This window comes from Sphingopyxis sp. (genome assembly GCF_965227415.1).
GTDB lineage: Bacteria > Pseudomonadota > Alphaproteobacteria > Sphingomonadales > Sphingomonadaceae > Sphingopyxis.
Genome location: NZ_OZ245749.1, coordinates 1702263 through 1722906, shown reverse-complemented (window position 1 = coordinate 1722906; position 20644 = coordinate 1702263). Strand labels below are relative to the sequence as shown.

General features: G+C 63.9%; 23 protein-coding genes. 14 read left to right on the top strand and 9 right to left on the bottom strand.

Going from position 1 to position 20644, the window contains the following annotated elements:
* Positions 1-125: 125 nt before the first annotated feature.
* From panB to ACO055_RS08330, 6 genes are all read left to right on the top strand, one after another.
* The gene (gene panB / locus ACO055_RS08355) at positions 126-989 is read left to right on the top strand and encodes a 3-methyl-2-oxobutanoate hydroxymethyltransferase (protein WP_422062126.1); all 864 of its coding nucleotides are present in this window, start codon (positions 126-128) and stop codon (positions 987-989) included.
* Between the two features lie 116 nt (positions 990-1105).
* Positions 1106-1906 carry a tetratricopeptide repeat protein gene (locus tag ACO055_RS08350; protein WP_422062125.1) on the top strand — a complete coding sequence of 267 codons (801 nt, stop codon included), beginning with the start codon at positions 1106-1108 and terminating at the stop codon, positions 1904-1906.
* A 1-nt stretch (position 1907) separates the two neighbouring features.
* Positions 1908-3245: a PQQ-binding-like beta-propeller repeat protein gene (locus ACO055_RS08345; RefSeq protein ID WP_422062124.1), complete on the top strand. Its 1338-nt coding sequence runs from the start codon at positions 1908-1910 to the stop codon at positions 3243-3245.
* 47 nt (positions 3246-3292) lie between these two features.
* Positions 3293-4684, top strand: a complete 1392-nt coding sequence (der, locus tag ACO055_RS08340) for a ribosome biogenesis GTPase Der (RefSeq protein WP_422062123.1) — start codon at positions 3293-3295, stop codon at positions 4682-4684.
* A gap of 43 nt (positions 4685-4727) precedes the next feature.
* Positions 4728-4913, top strand: a complete 186-nt coding sequence (locus ACO055_RS08335; protein WP_422062122.1) for a sulfurtransferase TusA family protein — start codon at positions 4728-4730, stop codon at positions 4911-4913.
* Between the two features lie 116 nt (positions 4914-5029).
* Positions 5030-5434 carry an Hpt domain-containing protein gene (locus ACO055_RS08330; RefSeq protein WP_422062121.1) on the top strand — a complete coding sequence of 135 codons (405 nt, stop codon included), beginning with the start codon at positions 5030-5032 and terminating at the stop codon, positions 5432-5434.
* A gap of 24 nt (positions 5435-5458) precedes the next feature.
* Here the strand turns inward: ACO055_RS08330 and ACO055_RS08325 are convergent, their stop codons facing one another.
* Complete coding sequence (locus ACO055_RS08325; RefSeq protein ID WP_422062120.1) at positions 5459-6712, bottom strand: DUF418 domain-containing protein; 1254 nt, start codon at positions 6710-6712, stop codon at positions 5459-5461.
* A gap of 159 nt (positions 6713-6871) precedes the next feature.
* Here ACO055_RS08325 and ACO055_RS08320 point away from each other — a divergent pair, with 159 nt between their 5' ends.
* A complete protein-coding gene (locus tag ACO055_RS08320; protein WP_422062119.1) occupies positions 6872-7654 on the top strand; it encodes a Coq4 family protein in 783 nt (260 codons plus the stop codon).
* 73 nt (positions 7655-7727) lie between these two features.
* Here the strand turns inward: ACO055_RS08320 and ACO055_RS08315 are convergent, their stop codons facing one another.
* The 7 genes from ACO055_RS08315 to ACO055_RS08285 all read right to left on the bottom strand — a co-directional run bounded on the left by ACO055_RS08315 (position 7728) and on the right by ACO055_RS08285 (position 13114).
* A complete protein-coding gene (locus tag ACO055_RS08315; RefSeq protein WP_422062118.1) occupies positions 7728-8129 on the bottom strand; it encodes a hypothetical protein in 402 nt (133 codons plus the stop codon).
* Positions 8126-8860, bottom strand: coding sequence for a DUF72 domain-containing protein (locus ACO055_RS08310; RefSeq protein WP_422062117.1), 735 nt, complete (start codon positions 8858-8860; stop codon positions 8126-8128). The genes ACO055_RS08315 and ACO055_RS08310 overlap by 4 nt, the downstream gene beginning before the upstream one ends.
* Before the next feature lie 103 nt (positions 8861-8963).
* Positions 8964-11219 carry a phosphoribosylformylglycinamidine synthase subunit PurL gene (purL, locus tag ACO055_RS08305; RefSeq protein ID WP_422062116.1) on the bottom strand — a complete coding sequence of 752 codons (2256 nt, stop codon included), beginning with the start codon at positions 11217-11219 and terminating at the stop codon, positions 8964-8966.
* 82 nt (positions 11220-11301) lie between these two features.
* The gene (locus tag ACO055_RS08300; protein ID WP_422062115.1) at positions 11302-11586 is read right to left on the bottom strand and encodes a hypothetical protein; all 285 of its coding nucleotides are present in this window, start codon (positions 11584-11586) and stop codon (positions 11302-11304) included.
* A gap of 131 nt (positions 11587-11717) precedes the next feature.
* Positions 11718-12134, bottom strand: coding sequence for a DUF2177 family protein (locus ACO055_RS08295; protein ID WP_422062114.1), 417 nt, complete (start codon positions 12132-12134; stop codon positions 11718-11720).
* Positions 12131-12784: a hypothetical protein gene (locus tag ACO055_RS08290; protein ID WP_422062113.1), complete on the bottom strand. Its 654-nt coding sequence runs from the start codon at positions 12782-12784 to the stop codon at positions 12131-12133. The genes ACO055_RS08295 and ACO055_RS08290 overlap by 4 nt, the downstream gene beginning before the upstream one ends.
* A gap of 48 nt (positions 12785-12832) precedes the next feature.
* On the bottom strand, positions 12833-13114 hold the full coding sequence (locus tag ACO055_RS08285; protein WP_422062112.1) for a TM2 domain-containing protein: 282 nt from the start codon (positions 13112-13114) through the stop codon (positions 12833-12835).
* Between the two features lie 143 nt (positions 13115-13257).
* On the opposite strand from ACO055_RS08285, the gene ACO055_RS08280 reads away from it, so the two are divergent.
* The 5 genes from ACO055_RS08280 to queA all read left to right on the top strand — a co-directional run bounded on the left by ACO055_RS08280 (position 13258) and on the right by queA (position 16894).
* Positions 13258-13533 (top strand): exodeoxyribonuclease VII small subunit, encoded by a 276-nt coding sequence (locus ACO055_RS08280; RefSeq protein WP_422062111.1) that lies wholly within the window; start codon positions 13258-13260, stop codon positions 13531-13533.
* A 56-nt stretch (positions 13534-13589) separates the two neighbouring features.
* On the top strand, positions 13590-14444 hold the full coding sequence (locus ACO055_RS08275; protein ID WP_422062444.1) for a polyprenyl synthetase family protein: 855 nt from the start codon (positions 13590-13592) through the stop codon (positions 14442-14444).
* Positions 14444-14950, top strand: a complete 507-nt coding sequence (gene coaD, locus ACO055_RS08270) for a pantetheine-phosphate adenylyltransferase (RefSeq protein ID WP_422062110.1) — start codon at positions 14444-14446, stop codon at positions 14948-14950. Before ACO055_RS08275 ends, coaD begins: the two co-directional genes overlap by 1 nt.
* Before the next feature lie 85 nt (positions 14951-15035).
* Positions 15036-15839: a peptidylprolyl isomerase gene (locus ACO055_RS08265; RefSeq protein ID WP_422062109.1), complete on the top strand. Its 804-nt coding sequence runs from the start codon at positions 15036-15038 to the stop codon at positions 15837-15839.
* Positions 15840-15862: 23 nt separating this feature from the next.
* Positions 15863-16894, top strand: coding sequence for a tRNA preQ1(34) S-adenosylmethionine ribosyltransferase-isomerase QueA (gene queA, locus ACO055_RS08260; protein ID WP_422062108.1), 1032 nt, complete (start codon positions 15863-15865; stop codon positions 16892-16894).
* A 31-nt stretch (positions 16895-16925) separates the two neighbouring features.
* On the opposite strand, the gene ACO055_RS08255 is transcribed toward queA, so the two are convergent.
* Complete coding sequence (locus ACO055_RS08255; RefSeq protein ID WP_422062107.1) at positions 16926-17519, bottom strand: PEPxxWA-CTERM sorting domain-containing protein; 594 nt, start codon at positions 17517-17519, stop codon at positions 16926-16928.
* Positions 17520-17980: 461 nt separating this feature from the next.
* Here ACO055_RS08255 and ACO055_RS08250 point away from each other — a divergent pair, with 461 nt between their 5' ends.
* Positions 17981-20089 (top strand): putative bifunctional diguanylate cyclase/phosphodiesterase, encoded by a 2109-nt coding sequence (locus ACO055_RS08250; protein WP_422062106.1) that lies wholly within the window; start codon positions 17981-17983, stop codon positions 20087-20089.
* Positions 20090-20150: 61 nt separating this feature from the next.
* Positions 20151-20639: a hemerythrin domain-containing protein gene (locus tag ACO055_RS08245; protein ID WP_422062105.1), complete on the top strand. Its 489-nt coding sequence runs from the start codon at positions 20151-20153 to the stop codon at positions 20637-20639.
* Positions 20640-20644 lie beyond the last annotated feature (5 nt).

The following is a 20644-nucleotide window of genomic DNA, read 5'->3' as shown; positions in this document are numbered from 1 at the left end:
GACCGGCGCTTAACGTCCTGACCCTGGCCGAGCGCGTCGCTCGCGCCGCGGATCGCGCAAAGAACCGCTACGGCGGAGGCGGATTGCGTTGGCAAGCGGCGCTGCATCGGCTAGACCCCGGCGCCATGTCCACTCTGCCTAAAACGCTCACCTTCGACACGTCCACGAGCCGCGCCAATCCGACGCCGCAGCCGATGAAGCGCCTGACGGTGCCGCGCATCCGCCAGCGCAAGGGCGGCGAGCCGATCGTCATGCTGACGGCCTATACCGTCCGCATGGCGCAGCTGCTCGATCCGCACTGCGATATGCTGCTCGTCGGCGATTCGCTGGCGCAGGTGATTTACGGGCTCCCGCACACGGTCGGCGTGACGATGGAAATGATGGCGCTGCACGGCGCTGCGGTGGTGCGCGGCAGCTATCATGCCGCGGTCATCGTCGACATGCCCTTTGGCAGCTATGAAGGCAGCCCCGAACAGGCGTTCCATAACGCCGCCCGTCTGCTGAAGGAGACCGGCGCTGCGGCGGTAAAGGTCGAGGGCGGCAAGGTGCTCGCCCCGACGATCGAATTCCTGACCCAGCGCGGCATTCCGGTCATGGGGCATGTCGGACTGACGCCGCAGGCGGTCAATATCCTCGGCGGCTATGGCGTGCGCGGCAAGAGCGACGAGGAAGCGCGCTCGATCGTCGAGGATGCGGTCGCGGTCGCCAAGGCCGGGGCCTTTTCGATCGTCATCGAGGGCGTCCTCGAATCGATCGCGATCGAGATTACCGGCAAGGTCGACTGCCCGACGATCGGTATCGGCGCCTCGGCGCAGTGCGATGGCCAGGTTCTCGTCACCGATGACATGCTCGGCATGTTCGATCGCGTGCCGAAATTCGTGAAGCGCTATCAGGACATGGCGGGAGTCGTGAACGGCGCCGTGAAGGACTATGCCGAGGAGGTCAGGTCCCGTTCATTCCCGACATCGGATCAGATCTACGAAGGGTGAAAGTCCCGGCGCTTCCCGCAAAGTGAATCGCTTGGCCTTTTTCGGCGCCGTCGCTAAGGAAGCGACCGGCGCGACGCCCATGTGGCCGGAGCCGGTTTGAGTTTATGGAGGTTTGATTGGCTCTGAGCCCGAATAACAATGCGGCGTTTTTGCAGGAAGTCGACGAAGCGGTTCGCAAGGACCGGATCGACAGAATTGCCAGAAACTATGGACGCTGGATCGTGGGCGGCGTGATCGCAGCGCTGATGGCCTTTGCGGCTTACCTCTATTGGGGACACCGGCAGGACATCGCGCGCGGCGAAAAGGGCGAAGAACTGATCGCCGCGCTCGAACAGGTGAAGGGCAATCAGCCGACCGCCGCGACTGCCGCGCTCAAGAAGCTGGAGGGCGAGGGCAATCCCGCCTATCGCGCCGCGGCGCTGATCCAGCAGTCGAACATGAAGGCCGAAAAGGGCGACATCAAAGCCGCTGTCGCGATGCTCGCGCAGGTTGCGGGCGACACCAAGCTCGACCAGTCGCTGCGCGACATGGCGCTGGTGCGGCAGACGGCACTGGAGTTCGACACGCTGAAGCCGCAGGCGGTGATCGCGCGGCTCAAGCCGATCGTCGATGCCAAGGACCCGCAGTCGAGCTGGTTTGCCAGCGCGGCCGAGTTGACGGCCGCTGCCTATTATCAGTCCGGCCAGTTCGATCAGGCCGGTGCGCTCTATGGCCGCATTGCCAAATTGCCGGGGGTCGCCAAGACGCTCCAGTCGCGCAGCGTCCAGATGGCGGGTATGCTGGGCGTCGACGCCATTACCGATCGCGCAGCGGAAAGCGCCAAGGCCGATACGAATAAGGCAGCGCAGAGCGCTGCCGGGGACCAGAAAGGCACGCCGGGGGCAGCGGCGGCCGCAAAGACTGAGGAAGCCAAATAATATGCTGAAACGGCATTATGTGATGTGCGCGGCAGCCATGCTGGCGCTGCCGCTTGCGGGCTGCGGCGCGTTCAAGGGCAATGGCGGACCCAAGACGCCGACGGTGGGACAGCGCGTGTCGATCCTCTCGAACGACAGCAGCGTCAAGATCGATCCCGCGACGGCAGAGATTGCGGTTGTTCTTCCCGAACCTGCCGTCAACGCCGACTGGGCGCAATCGGGTGGCAACGCCTCGAAGTCGATGGGCCATCCGGCGCTCGCTGCGTCGCGTACCAAGATCTGGGAAGCCAGCATCGCCGGCAGCACGAACAAGCAGCGGCTTGCCTCGTCGCCGGTGGTCGCGGACGGCAAGCTGTTCGTCGTCGACACCGACGCGGTGATCTCGGCGTTCGATGCCAACAGCGGCGCAAAGCTGTGGAGCGTTGCAATCGGCAGCGCTGGCAAGGATTTCAAGAATTCGCTGTTCGGCGGCGGCGCGGCAGTCGACGGATCGGTCGTCTATGCGACCAGCGGCGTCGGCGACGTCGCTGCGCTCAATGTCGCCGATGGCTCGGTCCTGTGGAAATCGAAGCCCGCCGGTCCGCTCCGGGGCGCGCCGACGATCGCGTTCGGCGACGTCTTCGTGATCAGCCAGGACAATCAGATTTTCGCGCTCAACGCCGCCAGTGGCGCCGTGCAGTGGCAGGCAACGGCATCGCTCGAAGCCGGCAGCATCTTCGGCGCAGGTTCGCCCGCGGCCGGTCAGGGCACCATCGTCGCCGGCTATTCGTCGGGCGAGGTCCAGGCGTATCGTTACGAGAACGGCCGCGATCTGTGGGAAGATGCGCTTGCGCGCACCTCGATGGCGCTGTCGGTTTCGACCCTGTCGGACGTCGATGCCGATCCGGTGATCGACCGCGGCCGCGTCTTTGCACTCGGCCAGGGCGGTCGCATGGCAAGCTATGAGCTCGTCACCGGCCAGCGTAGCTGGGAAATCTCGATCGCCGGCATTTCGACGCCTTATGTGGTCGGCGAGTGGGTCTATGCGATGACCGACGACGGCAAGCTGCTGTGCGTCGCACGCGGCAACGGCAAGGTGCGCTGGATCCAGCAGCTCGCGCGTTTCCGCGTCGAGACCGCAAAGAAGAAGAAGGACCCGATCCGCTGGACGGGCCCGATCCTCGCCGGCGGCCGTTTGATCGCGGTGAACAGCGAAGGCCAGCTCACCGAATTTTCGCCGGCCGACGGATCGGTTCTCGCGACGACCGAGTTCAAAGCGCCGCTGTCGCAGACGCCGATCGTCGCGAACAGCACGCTGTATATTTTGGCCGACGACGGGCGCATCACCGCCTGGCGGTAACAGGGGCGGGGCCGCGCACGCTGCCTCCGCGAAAGTAGGATAGAAGCATGGTGCGATCCGCAACGATCGCCATAGTCGGCCGACCCAATGTCGGCAAATCGACGCTGTTCAACCGACTGGTCGGCAAGCGCCTTGCGCTCGTCGATGACCAGCCGGGCGTGACGCGCGACCGGCGCGAGGGTGATGCCAATCTGCTAGGGCTGGAGTTTCTGATCGTCGACACCGCGGGTTTCGAGGATCAGGACGCCGCGACCTTGCCCGGCCGGATGCGCGTGCAGACCGAAAAGGCGGTACGCGACGCCGATGCCGCGCTGTTCATGATCGACGGCCGCGCCGGGGTCACTCCGCTCGACGAAGAAATCGCGCGTTGGCTGCGCAGCGAAAACACGCCGATCATCCTGGTTGTGAACAAGGCCGAGGGAAAGCAGGGCGAAAACGGCCTGATGGAATCCTATTCGCTCGGCTTCGACAATCCGATCGCGCTCAGCGCCGAGCATGGCGACGGCATCGTCGATCTGTTCGATGCCCTGCGGCCGATCGTCGAAGGCCATGACGCGGCCGCCGCCGAAGCCTTGCCGCCGCCGCTCGAGGGCGACGAGGAGGACGAGGACGCGCCGCTAGGCCCGATGAAGCTCGCGATCGTCGGCCGTCCGAACGCAGGCAAATCGACGCTCATCAATCGCATGATCGGCGAGGACCGCCTGATCACCGGGCCCGAGGCGGGGATCACTCGCGACTCGATCCGCGTCGACTGGACGTGGGAAGACGATGGCGAGGTTAACGAGATTCAGCTGTTCGATACTGCGGGCATGCGCAAGCGCGCGAAGGTGCAGGACAAGCTGGAGAAGCTTGCTGTCGCCGACGCGTTGCACGCGGTCGATTTCGCCGAGGTCGTCGTGCTTCTGCTCGACGCCACCAAAGGCCTTGAGGCGCAGGATCTGCGAATCGCCGACCGCGTGCTGCAGGAAGGTCGCGCGCTGATCGTCGCGCTGAACAAATGGGACGTCGCCGAGGAACCTTCGGCTTTGTACAACGGCGTCCGCGCCGCGCTTGACGATGGCCTCAGCCAGGTCAAGGGCGTGCCGGTGCTCAGCATTTCGGGCGCGACGGGCAAGGGCATCGACACGCTGGTCCGCGTTGCGTTCGAACAGCGCGCGATCTGGACCAACCGCGTTTCGACCGCTCGGCTCAACCGCTGGTTCGAGACCGCCGTCGAAAACAACCCTCCGCCAGCCCCGGGCGGCAAGCGCATCAAGCTGCGTTATATCACGCAGGCGCGGACGCGGCCGCCGACCTTTGTCGTCTTCGGCACGCGGACCGACTCCTTGCCGGGAAGCTATGAACGCTATCTGGTCAACGGCATGCGCAAGGAACTGGGTTTTCAGGGCGTTCCCGTGCGCCTCAACTTCCGCAATTCGCGCAATCCCTATGACGAGTGACGGCGTAGGGGGTTTTGCGACCCTCGTCGTCGATGCGCGCGGCATGCGCTGTCCCTGGCCCGCGCTCCGGCTGGCGCGCGCGATGCGCGGCGCGGATGACGTCTTGCTGCTTGCCGATGACCCGCAGGCAGGCCGCGAAGTCGCCGCGCTGGCGGCCGAACATGGCTGGCGGATCGTGGCGGAAACCGGCGAAGCCGATGCCGGGCGCTGGCACGTCCGCCGCGTCTGACCCAAAACGGGTCGGCTTTCGCGTCGAAAGCGACGCCTCGTAACCTCTTTTTTACCCAATTCGATGCAAGGTCGTGCGGGGACCAAAGACCGATTTTGAACACCGAGGAACAGCCATTGGACGAGATCCTGGTCGATTGGGATGAATTCCGCGCGACGCGCACCCAGTTGGGGGCCGCGTTCGTGCGGATTCTTGGCTATTTTCGCGAGGACGGCACCAAGTCGGTGGCCGTGATCGAAGAGGCGATGCGCGCCCGAGATGCGAGCGGTCTTGTCATGCCGGCGCACACGCTGAAGAGCGAAGCGCGGCAGTTCGGCGCCGAACGACTTGGCGCCCTGTCCGAAGATATCGAGATGTTCGCGCGCCACTGCGTCGAGGCGCAGGTCAGCCCCGAAGAATATCTGCCGCGCGTGGTGACGTTGCGTGCGCTGTTCGAGGAAACGCTCGACGCGCTCGAGCGCGAAGCCAATCCGCTGGTGCAGCGTCGCCCGTCAGGCTTTGGCCGCGCCGTCAGCTATTAGGATTCCGAGCCTGGGGTGCTGACCCTAGGCCACGGCGGCCTTGCGCATCGGCTGAATCCGCGCTCGCGACAAGCTGCGCCACACCCATTCGAACGGGCCATAGTTGAAGCGGTCGAGCCACGGCTTTGACCAGAACAGCATGGCCGCCCACATGCCGAAGCAGAAGAGATAAAGCGCGGTGCGTCCGACGCTGCCGTACAGCCCCAGGCCATAGCCGTAAAAGATCGTCGTCATCACGATCGACGTCGTCAGATAGTTGGTGAAAGCCATCCGGCCCGTTGCCGCGAGCCGTGCCCGCACCGCGTTGCTTGCCGCCGTCTTGATCAGCAGCATGATCAGCGCCGCCCAGCCGATCGTCATCACGATGTCGAACGGCGCCGACAGCGACAGCGACGCGCCGAACACCGACACCGCGCTGAAACCACTGTCGATCTGATAGAAAGCCAGCACGACGAGCGATGGGATCGCGACGAGAAAGCAGCGCAGCGCCCATGTGCGATAGCGCGCGATACCCCATTCGCCGGTCAGCATGCGCGATTTGAACAATGCCATGCCGATCAGCATCAGCCCCATCGTCTCCCACAGGAACATCAGGGTCGAGACAAAGGGCTCGGTCAGTTCCTCGCTGGTCTTGTGCGCAACGATGCTGGCATAGCTGCCGAGATAGATCGCGACCTCTTTGCCATAGCTGGTGGCGGCCGGCCCCATTTCGGCATTCATGTCGGCAAGGTCGCTCTTCATTTGCTCTGCAATCGCCGCAGGCAAACGCCCCGTTTCGGCCAGCGCGAACATCAGCCAGCCCGACGCGAGCAAGCCGATGCCGACGATCAGGAAGCCGATGGCCCACCGGATCAGCGCTCTTGTCGACAGATTGCGGAAGGCGAAGAGCAGGAGGCCGCACATGGCGTAGAGAAAGAGGATGTCGCCGAACCAGATGAAATAGAAATGGACGAGCCCGAAAATCGCGAGCCAGACCATGCGCGAATAATGCACCCCCGCCGCGCTGCGTCCGCTGGCCTCGGCGCTCTGGATCACAAGCAACGTGCTGGCGCCGAACAGCATCGAAAACATGCCGCGCATCTTGGAATCGATGAGGACGAAGTTGAAGAACCAGGTCGCAAGGTTGAGGGTCCCGACCGGGCCGCCGGCCGCCGGATTGGCATAGGCCGCGAACGGCATCGCAAAAGCCGCGATGTTCATCGCCAAAATGCCCATCACCGCGACACCGCGGATGGCGTCGAGGCTTTCGTAGCGCGTGGCCGCTGCGTGATTTTCCATGCCGTTTCCCCCTTCGGCGAGAAACCAAGGCGTATCGCGCGGTAGGGGAGGCGTCGAGCGCTTTCTCGCTCCGCGTTAAACGGTTATTGACATCTATGTCAGTAATGCTATTTGCTCAGCATCAGATGATTCGCCAGAGTTCGCAGTAAGAGAGCCGCCATGATCCCGACCATCTTTTCCCACCCCGACCGCATCCCTGCAAAGTTCCGTCCGCTGAAGGCGTTCCGGCACTTTCGCAACCTCATCAAGGACAAGGAAGACACCGAACAGGTGTTTCACATCTTTGATAGCCTGCCGCGCAAGGGGTTCATGGACGACGCGCGCGCCTTCGTCGAAAGCGAAAAGGGTCAGCGGCTGATGGCGAGCGAGCCCTATCTGCCCGACCTGCTCGACGATCATAGCTGGATCGACGCGCTTCCCGAAGGCACGGTCGGTCACGCTTATGTGACCTTCATGCGCCGCGAAGGGCTGTCGGCCGCCGGCCTCGTCGCCGAAGCCGACAAGATGGGCCGTCCGAAGTTCGACGACCAGATCCAATGGTATGCCAATCGCCTGCGCGACACGCACGACCTGTTTCACATCCTGACCGGATACGGCCGCGATGCGCTCGGCGAACAGTGCGTGCTCGGCTTCACCTATGGCCAGACGGGCAATTACGGCAATTTCTTCATCGCCTATGCCGGTGGCTATGAGCTGAAGCGCAGCGTCAAGGGCGAAGCACCTGTGATGGGCGCGATCCGTCAGGGCCAGCGCAACGGCAAGGGATCGCAGGCGATCATCGAGCAGGACATCCGCTCGCTACTCGCCGAACCGCTCGAAGACGCGCGTGCGCGGTTGGGGATCGGCCAGCCGACTCTCTATCAGGATGCCCATCGGGCATATCGCAGCCGCGGCATCGACCCGTACAACTTCCTGGCGTCGCAGCAGGCGGTGGCGGCCTGAGTGCTCCCCGGCGAAAGCCGGGGTCCAGTCATGCGTTCCGATGGTCCCCGGCTTTCGCCGGGGTTCGTTCGTTTCAGCGCAGCTCCTTGCGGATCATCAGCTTCAGCCCCGACCAGACCGCATCGACAGCGCAGACCTTCACATCGACCCAGCCCATCGGCAGGCAGATGTCGCGGATGACGTCCTCGGTGATGTCGGTCGGGACTTTGGACGCCTTCTTGGGCCAGCTGACCCAGACGAACCCGGCGGGATCGACAAGCGTCCGGAGGTCGCCGAGCAGCTGTTCGAGTTCGGCGCGGTCGGTCGTGAAGAGATGCACGGCCTGTAGCCCGGCCTCGGGTGCAGCGCGTTCGTTCAGCGCGATCTCGCCGATCTCGGCGCGCACGCTCTCGGGCATCGCGCGGAACCATGCGCGCAGGCCGTCCTTCAACGACAGCTTCTTCGCGAGCGGCGTTCCCGAATAGCCCGCGGTCATAGGCGCGCGATCAGCGCCTGCGCGGCCGCGGGGTTGCGGACCTTTGCGCCCGAAATGAAGAAGAGAAATACGTCGCGGTCGTCCTTGGCCCAGTCGCGGGCCTGTTGGGCCCATTGATCGAGCGTCTTGGCGTCATAGCCGGTTTCGACATCCTCCTGGCTGCGCTGGAGTCGTGCATAGGTGAAATCGGCGGTCTGTTCGTCGATGCACGGAAACTCGTCGCTGTCGGCATAGACGATCGCCATATTCCGCTCGCGCAGCATGTCGATGAACGCCGGATCACGGAAACTTTCGTCGCGGACCTCGATCGCGTGGCGCAGCGGCAGGCCGTCCTGAGCGTCGGGAAGCAGGTCGAGAAAGCCTGCGAAATCGTCGCGGTCGAATTTCTTCGTCGCCATGAACTGCCAGTGGATCGGGCCGAGGCGGTCGCCGAGCCGCGTGAGCCCCTGCGTCAGGAATTTCTCGATCGACGCGGCGCCTTCTTTCAGCACCTTGCGGTTGGTGGTGAAGCGCGACGCCTTGACGCTGAACTTGAAGCCGTCGGGAACCGACGCCGCCCAATTGGCGAACGTCTCGGGCTTCTGGCTGCCATAATAGGTGCCGTTGATCTCTATCCCGGTCAGATGTTGCCCGGCATATTCAAGCTCGCGCTTCTGCGCGAGGCCGGTGGGGTAGAAGGGACCGCGCCACGGCTCGAAGGACCAGCCGCCGATGCCGATGTGGATGCTCATGACTTCAATACCTCCGTCATTCCGGCGAAGGCCGGGATCTCAACCTTGCATTTCGCCGCACCGGCGAGACCCCGGCCTTCGCCGGGATGACGAGGTGGGAAAATCAGGCCAGCGCGGCGTCTGCCCCCATCAGCGCGGGGAAGAACCCCTCGTGCGCAGCGCGCAGCTCGGCGAGCGTCACCTGATGGTCGCTGCCTTCCAGCTCGAACACGATGCGGTCCTTGATGGTGCGGCCGACCGGATCGACCGGCACATCGGCGCGGCCTGCGGCGTCGAGGAAGTCGGCGAGGCAGGTGTCGCAGACGGTGACCAGATACAGCCCCTGATCCTCGCCAAAGAAGCTCTCGGCGATGCCAAAGGGCTGTTCTTCGCTGACCAGCACGCCGATGTCCGACTTGAGCGCCATTTCGGTGAGCGTCACAGCGATGCCGCCGTCGGACACGTCGTGGCACGCCGTGATCCAGCCGGCATTGATCGCGCCGCGGATGAAATCGCCGGTGCGCTTTTCGCAGCGAAGATTGACCTCGGGCGGCGGGCCTTCTTCGCGGCCGTGGATTTCGCGCAGCCAGATCGACTGGCCGAGATGGCCGGCGCGTTCGCCGACCGCGAGCACGATGTCGCCGGTGCGCTTGAAACCGATGCCGACCGCCCTGTTCAGGTCCTCGATCACACCGACGCCGCCGATCGCGGGGGTGGGCAGGATCGCGCTGCCGCCGCCCGTCGCCTTGCTCTCGTTATAGAGGCTGACGTTCCCCGACACGATCGGATAATCGAGCGCGCGGCACGCCTGCGCCATGCCATCGAGACAGCCGACGATCTGGCCCATGATTTCGGGGCGCTGCGGGTTGGCGAAGTTCAGGCAATTGGTGATCGCGAGCGGTGTCGCGCCGACCGCGCTGATGTTGCGCCACGTTTCGGCGACCGCCTGTTTGCCGCCCTCGACGGGGTCGGCATAGCAATAGCGCGGGGTGCAGTCGGTCGACATCGCGAGCGCGCGGTTGGTGCCGTGGATGCGGACGAGCGCAGCGTCGCCGCCGGTCTGCACGGTGTCGGCGCCGACCTGGCTGTCATACTGCTCCCAGATCCAGCGGCGGCTGGCGATATCGGGGGTGCCCATCAGCGTCTTGAGATCGGCGGCGACGTCGGTCGTTTCGGGGACGTTCGTCAGCGCTGGCTGCTTCGGCGTCGGAACATGCGGCCGGTCATAGAGCGGTGCGTCGTCGGCGAGGGGGGCCAGGGGAATGTCGCAGACGATCTCGCCATGATGCTCGAGAACCATGCGGCCGGTGTCGGTGACCGTGCCGATCACCGCGAAGTCGAGTTCCCATTTGTGGAAGATCGCGGCGGCGAAATCCTCGCGGCCGGGCTTCAGCACCATCAGCATGCGTTCCTGCGATTCGGACAGCATCATTTCATACGCCGTCATGCCGGTTTCGCGCTGCGGCACATCGTCCATCTTCAGGTGGAGGCCGACGCCGCCCTTCGACGCCATCTCGACCGACGAGCTGGTCAGGCCCGCGGCGCCCATGTCCTGGATAGCGACGATGGCGTCCGACGCCATCAGCTCGAGGCACGCCTCGATCAGCAGTTTCTCGGTGAAGGGATCGCCGACCTGTACCGTCGGGCGCTTTTCCTCGGCGTCTTCGCCGAAGTCCGCGCTCGCCATCGTTGCGCCGTGGATGCCGTCGCGGCCGGTCTTTGACCCGACATAGACGATCGGATTGCCGACGCCCGATGCGGCCGAATAGAAGATCTTGTCCTGTTCGGCGACGCCGACGGTCATCGCGTTGACCAGGATGTTGCCGTCATACGCCTTGTGGAAATTGACCTCGCCACCGACGGTGGGCACGCCCACGCAATTGCCATAGCCGCCGATGCCGTGCACGACGCCCGAGATCAGATGCTTCATCTTCGGATGGTCGGGGCGCCCGAAACGCAGCGCGTTGAGGTTCGCGACCGGGCGAGCGCCCATCGTGAACACGTCGCGCAGGATGCCGCCGACCCCGGTCGCCGCGCCCTGATACGGCTCGATATACGACGGGTGGTTGTGGCTCTCCATCTTGAAGATCGCGGCGAGCTTCTTGCCGCCTTCGCCTTCGCCGATATCGATGACGCCGGCATTTTCGCCGGGACCGCAGATCACCCACGGCGCCTCGGTCGGCAGTTTCTTGAGGTGAAGGCGCGAGCTCTTATAGCTGCAATGCTCGGACCACATGACCGAGAAAATGCCGAGTTCGACCAGGTTCGGCTCGCGCCCGAGCGCGTGCAGGACGCGCTCATATTCTTCCGGAGACAGGCCGTGTTCGGCGACGATCTCGGGGGTGATGACGGAGGCGGGCGCGGTTGCGGTCTGAGTCATGGCGCGCCTTTACAGACACAGGCGCAAAACGAACAGACCCCATGACGCGAAAAGCGCCATGGGGTCTGCGGACGGAGCTGGTTTAACGCGAAGCGAGAATGGTGACCTTTGCCAGCGGTTCGACGTCGCGTAGCGGAAAGCTGACCTGCTGCGATCCGACGGTACCGCGGACGCGATGTTCGCCGACGCGGAGCGTGAACGGCTTGCCGGTTTTTTCCTCGATGCCGCTGATCACGCGATAGCCGTCGACCTGGGTTACGGTGTAGCTGTAGATGCGCCCCTGATGTTCGAAGCGCTGTTCCTCGGCGCGGGCGGTCGTCGGCACCAATGCCAACAGCGCGAGGGTGGGGAGGAAGAATTTTTTCATGATGCAAGTCCTTGTTGATGAAACAAAACTTGCCTTCGAGCCCCTCTCTTCTTGTGCGGTGCAGCATGAATGGATGGCGCGGCGCCCGCAATTGCAAAAAGCGGAATCGTGATTGCGCGGATTGGTTTCGGTCAGTGGCTGCGCGGGAGCAGTGTCAAGACCAGCCAGGCGGCTCCGGCGGCGGCGACGCTGGTTGCGACGGTACCCCAGGCGATGTCGGCGACGGTAACCTTGGTCGACCAGACCCGCATCGTTGCCTGGTTGGTGAGGTCATAGGTCATGTAGCAAAAGAAGCCGAACAGCGCCCCCCACTGTGCGGCGACCTGCCATTTGCCCGCCGCCAGCGCCGGCGCGACCGCGAAAATCTGGATGCCGAGGATATAGAGCGCGTAAAAGATCAGCGCGGGGGCAGGGCGCCAACCGTCCATCAGCAGCGAGCCGATCTCCGGCCGATAGAGCTTCGGCCCGACCTTGGTCAGCCAAACCGCATCAAGGGCACCGAAGAATATTGCGGTGGCGCCATAGGCGGCGATGAGCTGCACGGTCATGCGGCAGCTACTTTTCGGTTGGCGCCGGCCCATAGCGCGGCCGCTGCGAGGAACGCGTAGGCGAACAGCATCGTTGCCGGGATCGCGCGCGAATAAACAGGCTCTTTCGGTCCGAACCAGTCGATCGCCTGAAATGCCGCGAGGAACGCGGCGAGAATCCACAGCCGCAAATGGCCCGAAGGCGCCTGCGTGCGGCGGGCATAATAGACGAGCGCGCCCCCGACGAGCGCGATCTCCAGCGGCATTTCGATCAGCGGATAATTCCAGAGCCCGAGCCCGAGCCGGGGCGGACTGCCGAGCAATGTGAGGTCCGGGATATGGACGAAGAGATCGATCAGCCAGTGCGAGACCACGACGAGCGCGGCGCCGATCGCCGCGTCGCGCCGTTTGGTTGCGGCCCACACGATCGTGCCGAATACGGCCGCCCAGATGCTCGCGCCGAGCAGGCTGTGCGTGAACGGCATATGATAGAGGTCCATCGGGTTCATCGCCGTGATGCCGGGGACGATCCGCATGGCCTCCACGCCCGGAATCAGCAGCGCGGCAAAGCCGATATCGACAAGCTGCGCGGCGACGAACAGCGTGCCGAGGCCTGCGGCTTTCGGCCGTGCGGCGGCGACCAGCGCCGGTGCGAAGTGACCGATGAACATGAAGGAGAGGTTATAGGCTAGAATGCGCGGGTCAATGCCCGTGCGCGATCATTCCATGAAAGGGATCAGGGCCGCGTCGACCAGCACCCACAGCGACAGTAAGCCAAGCGAGACGATCACCAGATTGATGCTGACGAAGATGAAAAACATCTGCAGAAAGACAATCGTCAACTGGACCATGCCCGACGCGGTGCGATCCATATAGAAACGATGGGCGCCGATCATCCCGAAGAAGAACCACAGGAGATAGGCGACGACGAGCGATTTCTGCCGCGTCCGCTGAAACCGGATATTGGAAAAACGTTCCAGATCGCCGTGATAGGTCGCCATTTCATGTCCCCCTTGCCAACCCTTCCTATGCAGTCGGGTTTAAGAAACATTTATCGAGAACGGCCCCGCTGCGGGCCTCGATGCCGACAGTTTTGCGGACGTCGCGCTTGACCGGAAGGGGGCGAAGGGGCCAAAGCAGGGCGATGACGGATACCCCCGATACCGCCGCTGAATCGACTGGCGCCGCGCCCATTTCCTCTCTGTCTTTCGAGGCCGCGATGAGCGAGCTCGAGAGTATCGTCCGCCACCTCGAAAGCGGCGATGTCAGCCTGGAGAAATCGGTCGCGCTTTACGAGCGCGGCCACGCGCTCCGGCAGCATTGCGAGGCGCGCCTTGCCGCTGCGCAGGCGCGCATCGAGCAGGTCGGCCTGGGCGCCGATGGCCAACCGGCGGGAACGACCCCCTTCGGCGAAAGCTGACAACAGTGGCGCTGGTCGACAACACTTCGCTGCTGAGCGCCGCACAGGAAGACGTCATGGTCGGCATCGACCAGCTGTTCGACCGCCTGCTTGCCGTCCCCGCCGATCCGCGCGCGCCGCTCTATGAAGCGATGCGCCATGCCGCGATCGCGGGAGGAAAGCGGCTGCGCCCGATGCTCGTGCGTGCCGCGGGCGACCTGTTCCACGTCGATCGCATGCTCAGCCTGCGCGTCGGCGCAGCGGTCGAGGCCATGCATGTCTATTCGCTGATCCACGACGACCTGCCCTGCATGGACGATGACGATATGCGCCGCGGCAAACCGACGGTGCACAAGGCGTTCGACGATGCGACAGCGGTGCTTGCCGGCGATTCGCTTCACGCGCTGGCGTTCGAATGGCTCGTCGACGTGGAGACGCACGCCGATCCGTTCGTGCGGACCGAGCTGATCCGCGAACTCGCGCTCGCTTCGGGGCCCGCAGGGATGGCGGGCGGACAGATGATGGATCTTGCCGCCGAAACCTCCGACTTCGATCTGCCGACGGTGACACGGCTGCAACAGCTCAAGACCGGCGCTCTGATCGCTTTCTCGGTCGAGGCGGGCGCAATCCTTGCGCGCATTCCCGCCGAAGCGCGCCGCCCCTTGCGCGGCTATGCCCGCGATATCGGGCTCGCGTTCCAGATCGCCGACGACATCATGGATGTCGAGGGTGACGAGGCGCTCGCGGGCAAGGCGCTCCACAAGGATGCGGCCGCGGGCAAGGCGACCTTCGTCACGCTGATGGGGCTCGAACGTGCGCGCGAACAGGCGGGATTGCTCGTCGATCAGGCGATTGCGCATCTTGCCGGTTTCGGCGAAGAAGCGGCGCTGCTGCGCGCCATCGCACGCTATGTGGTGGAAAGGGACCATTGATGCGCATTGGGGTTTATCCCGGAACCTTCGATCCGATCACGCTGGGGCACATGGACATCATCCGCCGCGGCGCCAAGCTCGTCGACCGGCTGGTGGTCGGCGTGACGACCAACATCACCAAATCGCCGCTGTTCGACGATGACGAGCGGATCGAGATGGTGCGCCGCGAAGTGGCGAGCGTCGGCGGCGATATTCGCGTCGTCGGCTTCAATTCGCTGTTGATGGACTTTGCCGAGCGCGAGGGGGCGGGTCTGATCGTGCGCGGGCTGCGCGCCGTTGCCGACTTCGAATATGAATATCAGATGGCGGGGATGAACCAGCAGCTCAACGACCGGATCGAGACCGTCTTTCTGATGGCCGACGTCGGGTTGCAGCCGATTGCTTCGCGCCTCGTCAAGGAAATCGCTATTTTCGGTGGCGACATCCACAAATTCGTGACGCCGTCGGTGCGCGATGCCGTGGTGACGCGGATCGCCGACCGCGGCCTGCGCCAGGGCGAACCCTGACCCGATCATTGAGCGTTCAGCTTTTTCCCGCTAGGGCGCGGCAAATGGGGCGCAGTTCAAGTTTTCAATAAGAGGCCGATCCAGCATGAAATTTTCCTTCCGCCCTGTGATTCTGACGGCGATGGCATTCGGCCTCGCGGCTTCGGCCGCCGCGCAGGACGCGCCCCCGGCCCCTGCTCCGCAGGGTAGCGAAGCACCGCCGCCAGCTTCGAGCGAGCCGGCACCGCCGGTGGAAGCGCCGCCTGCACCAGCGCCCGCGCCGTCAGCTGGCGACGCCGTCCCCACCGCCGCGGCCACTGCCGTTCCGGCGATGACGCCCGACCAGTATATCAACAATCCCGAATATATGCTCGACCTCGACCTCTCGACCGGCGGGCGCGTGGTGATCCAGCTCTATCCCAATGTCGCGCCGGGGCATGTCGAGCGGTTGAAGACGCTGGCACGTGCGGGCTTTTACGACGGGATCAAGTTCCACCGCGTGATCGACGGCTTCATGGCGCAGACGGGCGATCCGACCGCGACGGGGCAGGGCGGTTCGCAGCTCCCCGATATCAAGGCCGAATTCAACGATACGCCGCATCTTCGCGGAACGCTGTCGATGGCGCGCGCCGAAAGCCCTGACAGCGCGAACAGCCAGTTCTTCATCATGTTGCAACCGCGCTTCAGCCTCGATCATCGCTATACGGCGTTCGGCCGTGTGATCTCTGGCATGCAATATGTCGATGCGGTCCAGAAGGGCGAGCCGCCGGCGATGATGTCGCGCATCGTCCAGATGTCGGTTGCTGCCGACAACAAGCCGATTCCGGCTGCGTCGATGCTGACCGAAGCGCAGCCTGCCGCTTCGGCCGCCGTCACCGTCGACCAGCTCAACGCGCCGATCAAGAAATAAGCGCGGGGACGCGCCTGCATCCTATGCGCGTCGACGCTTTCGATTTCGAACTGCCGGCCGAGCGGATCGCGCTCCGACCGGCGCGCCCGCGCGATGCGGCGCGGATGCTCGTCGTCGAACCGGGCGCGATGACCGATTCCGGCGTGCGCGACCTGCCGTCATGGCTGCGCGCCGGCGATTGCCTCGTGTTCAACGATACGCGCGTCATCCCGGCGCAACTCGAGGGTCGGCGCGGAGAGGCGCGCATCGGCGCAACGCTCCACAAGCGCATCGACCTCCGCCGCTGGCAGGCTTTTATCCGCAACGCGAAGCGGCTTCGCATTGGCGAGACGGTCGATTTCGGCGCCGACGTTACCGCGATCGCCGAGGAGCGGCTAAGCGATGGCAGCTTCATCCTTGCCTTTGGCGGCGACGAGCCCGTCGAAGTGCTGCTGGAACGCGCGGGCACGATGCCGCTTCCGCCCTATATCGCGGGCAAGCGGGCGACCGACGAGGCCGATCGCAGTGATTATCAGACGATGTTCGCGGACAAGGACGGCGCGGTTGCAGCGCCGACGGCCGCGCTGCATTTTACCCCCGATCTGCTCGCGGCGCTTGAAAAGGGCGGAATCCTGACCGAAACGCTGACCTTGCACGTCGGCGCGGGCACGTTCCTGCCGGTGAAGGCCGACGACACCGCCGATCATGTCATGCACGCCGAATGGGGCCGGATCGACGCCGCGACCGCCGACCGTCTCAACGCCGTTCGCGCGAAGGGCGGCCGCGTGGTTGCCGTCGGCACCACCAGCCTGCGCCTGCTCGAAAGCGCGGCGCGCGCCGACAATATGATTGCACCCTTCGAGGGCGATACCGCGATTTTCATCACGCCCGGCTATCGCTTCAGGGCGATCGACGGACTGATGACCAATTTTCACCTGCCGCGCTCGACCCTGTTCATGCTGGTGAGCGCGCTGATGGGATTGGAAACGATGCAGGCAGCCTATGCCCACGCGATCGCGCAGGAGTATCGCTTCTACAGCTATGGCGATGCGAGCCTGTTGTTGCCCCGGCGATAGCCGAAAGCCCGCACTCGTCGGTCAATCGCCGTCAGGCGAGCTTCATCGACGCAGATTTTCCGGCCTGGCGATTGCGCAACGAAGCGCCGAGCAAGCCAAAGCCCAGGAACATCATGGCCCAGGTCGACGGCTCGGGGACGCCCGGAACCGTTCCCGTCGAATAGAGCCGGGCATTCGAAAGGCCGGCGCGATTGAAGGTCAGCACGTCGAGGCCGCTGCCGGCGTCGAAGCGAAAGAAAGCCGTCGATGTGTAACCGACGCCCGTGGGCTGACCATTGGCCGCTCCGACGTGGACGCTGACGATGGTGTCGCCATACAGCATGTGCGCGAAATTGATCGAGTTGCCGCTCAGCGGCGACAGGTCTTCGAGCCAGGTCAGCGTCGCGCCGGTCAGCGTATTGCTGCCGAGCAAAAGATTGAGCGCTTCAGCCGAATCGCTTTTCATCGCGGGGCTGCCGCCATTCAGATTGCCGCTGTACCAACCGACGCAGGAACCAGCCGTGGGCGAGATATCCGTCACCGCGCAACCCGTTGCGGGCGTTACCAGCGCGGCATGAGCAGGGGCAGCAAAGGCTGCGCTCGAAACCAGCAATGCAGCAACGGCTGCCAGATTCTTGAACTTCATCATCCCACCCTTCTCACGGTCCTCACCGCGCCAACCGTCGCAATGCGACTCGGTGTAACGCCATATTCAAGGATTAAACGAAATTCGCTCGATAGTTAGGAGGTGTTAACCCTCATGTCCGGAAAATTGTTTCAAAACGATACAGGACATAACCGCCCGCGACGCCGGAACCTGTGGCCGGTGTGCATGGCGCGGCCAACGCTTCGGCGACTTAGTCGAGCGTTGCTGGCCCGTCCGCTGGATCTCGCCATCGCTCCGGCTTTCCTAAATGAGACACTGCTCTGTTAAATCGTGGGAATATTTACAATATGGCAAGGCATTGTCGCCATTGCGGATTCCAGGTTTAGGGGGCCAGCAAGAGTTCATTGATGGACATGCCGTCGCGGAACATTAACGGGGACCAGGACGAGAGCGCAGCCGATGACGGTTCGCGCGGCTTTTTCGGCAAACTCGGATCGCGCATGTCGCGCCCGCGCATCGAACCCGCGGTCGCGGCCGCGAACCTGCACACGCGCGACGCGCTGCTTCTGCTTCAGAATTACGAGGAAAGTGGCAGAGGCTGGTTCTGGGCGACCGACTCGAATGGCCAGCTCACCTATATAACCGACGCGGTCGCACAATTGATGGGCCGGTCGAGCGGCGAACTGCTCGGGAACCGCTTTGTCGACCTGTTCCTTCCCGTCGACAGCCATGGCGAGCGTCAGCGCACGCTGCCGTTCCTGATGACCAAACAATCGAAGTTCGACGAGCTGCCGCTGCGCAGCGCGTTCGAGGGCGACGATCGCTGGTGGGCGATTTCGGGGTCGCCGCATTTCGACCAGGCGGGCAAGCTCGCCGGCTGGCGCGGCAGCGGCAGTGATATCACGGCGCAGCGACGTTCGGCGGAGGATGCCTCGCGCCTCGCGCTGTATGATTCGCTGACCGGGCTCGCCAACCGCTTCAACATATCGAAAAAGCTCGACACGACGCTCGCCGCCTTTTCGCAGCAACAGCGCTGCTGCGCGATCATGCTGCTCGACCTCGACCGGTTCAAGCAGGTCAATGATACTCTGGGCCACCCCGCGGGCGACGCGTTGCTCAAGCAGGTGGCCGAACGATTGCTGAAAATCGTCGGCGACAAGGAAATGGTCAGCCGTCTGGGCGGTGACGAGTTCCAGATCATCCTTCCTGACCTGGAGGATCGCGGCAAGCTTGGCGACATGGCCGCCGATATCATCAACAGCCTGTCGCAGCCCTATTCTGTCGAAGGCAGCCGCTGCATCATCGGCGCGTCGGTTGGCGTCGCCATCGCGCCCTTCGACGGGCAGTCGAGCGACGACCTTGTCCGCAATGCCGATCTCGCGCTCTATGCCGCAAAGGGCAACGGCCGCGGCCGGTTCAGCTTCTACTCCAGCGACCTTCACCAGGCCGCCGAAGACCGGCGGGTGCTCGAGGAAGATTTGCGCGATGCGCTTGCGCGCGGCGAGATGCAGCTGACCTATCAGCCCGTCGTCAACGCGAAGACCAATCTTGTGACGGGCGTCGAAGCGCTGGTTCGCTGGACGCATCCCGACCGCGGCTTGATCTCGCCCGCGCTGTTCATTCCGATCGCCGAGGAAGCCAATCTGATCTGGCAACTGGGCGAGTGGGTGCTGCGCAAGGCGTGCGAGGACGCCGCACGCTGGCCTGGCGACCTGCGTGTCGCGGTCAACGTCTCGCCGATCCAGTTCGCCAACGCCGACTTGCCAAAGATCGTCGCAAGCGCGCTTTCGGCCACCGGCCTGTCACCCGGCCGGCTTGAACTCGAAATCACCGAAAGCGTCTTCCTGGCCGATTCAAAGGAAACGGCGCAGATGTTCAAGGCGCTCAAGGCCCTGGGCGTCCGCCTCGCGCTCGACGACTTCGGTACCGGCTATTCGTCGCTCGGCTATCTGCAGTCGGCGCCGTTCGACAAGATCAAGATCGACCAGAGCTTCGTCCGCGGCGCCACCGTCAAGGGTTCGCGCAACGGCGCGATCATCGCGGCGATCGTCGCGCTCGCCGAGGCGCTCGAAATGGAGACGACGGCCGAAGGGATCGAATCGCTCGATCAGCTCGAATTGATCCGCAAGCTCAACGTCAGCCACGTCCAGGGCTATGTGTACAGCAAGCCTGTCGCGCAGAGCGAATTGATCGAAAATACCGCGGCGGGATCGTGGACGATCAAGCCGTCGGGTCCGGCGCGGCAGCGCAACGACCGTTTCCAGATGTTCCGGCAAGTCGGTGCGATCCACGACAATCATCGCTACAATGTCGTAGTTCGCAACCTGTCGACCACAGGCGCCTTCATCGAGGGCATATTGGCAGTGCCCGTCAGCACGCGGTTCGTGATCGACTTTGGCGAAGGGCAGCTCGTCACCGCGACCGTTCGCCGGTCGATGAAGCACCAGCAGGGCGTCGAGTTCGAACAGACGATGGTCAGCGATGGCAATGGCGGCCTGTGCACGCGCCATCGCGTGTCGCCCTATCTGATCGCTGCGGCGACGCAGCAATCGGGATCGCAGCTCGCGTTGCCCTCCTTTACGACGACGAGCGACTGGAAGGCCGCCTGATAGCGGAACTCTTCGGCGCACCGGATCGTTCTCTCTCCAACCCTCATGGATGGAGAAGGCAATGCCCGAGACCAAAATCTTCGCGCGGTTGAAAGCCGACCACGACCGCCACCGCGACCTGCTCGACCGCATCGACGCGACGCAGGGCGATAGCGACGATCGCCGCTATTTGTTCGAGAGCTTCCGCGTCGAGGTGACCGCGCACGCCGCGTCGGAGGAAATGTCGCTGTATGCGACGATGCTCGGCAAACCCGAATTGCGTGACGACGCACAGCACAGCGTGTCCGAGCACAAGGAAATCGACGATCTCCTTACCGAACTTTACGAAATGGATTTCGCCTCGACCGGTTGGCTGACCCGCTTCCGCTCGATGAAGGAACGCTATCTCCACCATATCGACGAGGAGGAGAAAGAGATGTTCCCGGTGGCCGAAAAGGGCCTCTCGGAGGCAAAGAAGCGCGAGCTCGTGAAGATCTTCGAGAAGGAAAAGCCAAAGGAAAAGGCCAAGGCCGCCGAAGAAGAACCGTCGAGCGAGGAAGAGCGCGCCTAGGGTCA

Bases quoted from the DNA above. Each gene is read 5' to 3' on its own strand.
- ACO055_RS08300 (WP_422062115.1), bottom strand. From the start codon at position 11,586: ATGAAAAAATTCTTCCTCCCCACCCTCGCGCTGTTGGCATTGGTGCCG.
- ACO055_RS08275 (WP_422062444.1), top strand. From the start codon at position 13,590: ATGGTCGGCATCGACCAGCTGTTCGACCGCCTGCTTGCCGTCCCCGCC.
- ACO055_RS08310 (WP_422062117.1), bottom strand. From the start codon at position 8,860: ATGAGCATCCACATCGGCATCGGCGGCTGGTCCTTCGAGCCGTGGCGC.
- ACO055_RS08345 (WP_422062124.1), top strand. From the start codon at position 1,908: ATGCTGAAACGGCATTATGTGATGTGCGCGGCAGCCATGCTGGCGCTG.
- queA (WP_422062108.1), top strand. From the start codon at position 15,863: ATGCGCGTCGACGCTTTCGATTTCGAACTGCCGGCCGAGCGGATCGCG.
- ACO055_RS08295 (WP_422062114.1), bottom strand. From the start codon at position 12,134: ATGACCGTGCAGCTCATCGCCGCCTATGGCGCCACCGCAATATTCTTC.
- ACO055_RS08290 (WP_422062113.1), bottom strand. From the start codon at position 12,784: ATGTTCATCGGTCACTTCGCACCGGCGCTGGTCGCCGCCGCACGGCCG.
- panB (WP_422062126.1), top strand. From the start codon at position 126: ATGTCCACTCTGCCTAAAACGCTCACCTTCGACACGTCCACGAGCCGC.
- ACO055_RS08325 (WP_422062120.1), bottom strand. From the start codon at position 6,712: ATGGAAAATCACGCAGCGGCCACGCGCTACGAAAGCCTCGACGCCATC.
- ACO055_RS08315 (WP_422062118.1), bottom strand. From the start codon at position 8,129: ATGACCGCGGGCTATTCGGGAACGCCGCTCGCGAAGAAGCTGTCGTTG.
- ACO055_RS08265 (WP_422062109.1), top strand. From the start codon at position 15,036: ATGAAATTTTCCTTCCGCCCTGTGATTCTGACGGCGATGGCATTCGGC.
- ACO055_RS08320 (WP_422062119.1), top strand. From the start codon at position 6,872: ATGATCCCGACCATCTTTTCCCACCCCGACCGCATCCCTGCAAAGTTC.
- ACO055_RS08335 (WP_422062122.1), top strand. From the start codon at position 4,728: ATGCGCTGTCCCTGGCCCGCGCTCCGGCTGGCGCGCGCGATGCGCGGC.
- ACO055_RS08245 (WP_422062105.1), top strand. From the start codon at position 20,151: ATGCCCGAGACCAAAATCTTCGCGCGGTTGAAAGCCGACCACGACCGC.
- ACO055_RS08255 (WP_422062107.1), bottom strand. From the start codon at position 17,519: ATGAAGTTCAAGAATCTGGCAGCCGTTGCTGCATTGCTGGTTTCGAGC.
- ACO055_RS08250 (WP_422062106.1), top strand. From the start codon at position 17,981: ATGTCGCGCCCGCGCATCGAACCCGCGGTCGCGGCCGCGAACCTGCAC.
- purL (WP_422062116.1), bottom strand. From the start codon at position 11,219: ATGACTCAGACCGCAACCGCGCCCGCCTCCGTCATCACCCCCGAGATC.
- coaD (WP_422062110.1), top strand. From the start codon at position 14,444: ATGCGCATTGGGGTTTATCCCGGAACCTTCGATCCGATCACGCTGGGG.
- der (WP_422062123.1), top strand. From the start codon at position 3,293: ATGGTGCGATCCGCAACGATCGCCATAGTCGGCCGACCCAATGTCGGC.
- ACO055_RS08285 (WP_422062112.1), bottom strand. From the start codon at position 13,114: ATGGCGACCTATCACGGCGATCTGGAACGTTTTTCCAATATCCGGTTT.
- ACO055_RS08280 (WP_422062111.1), top strand. From the start codon at position 13,258: ATGACGGATACCCCCGATACCGCCGCTGAATCGACTGGCGCCGCGCCC.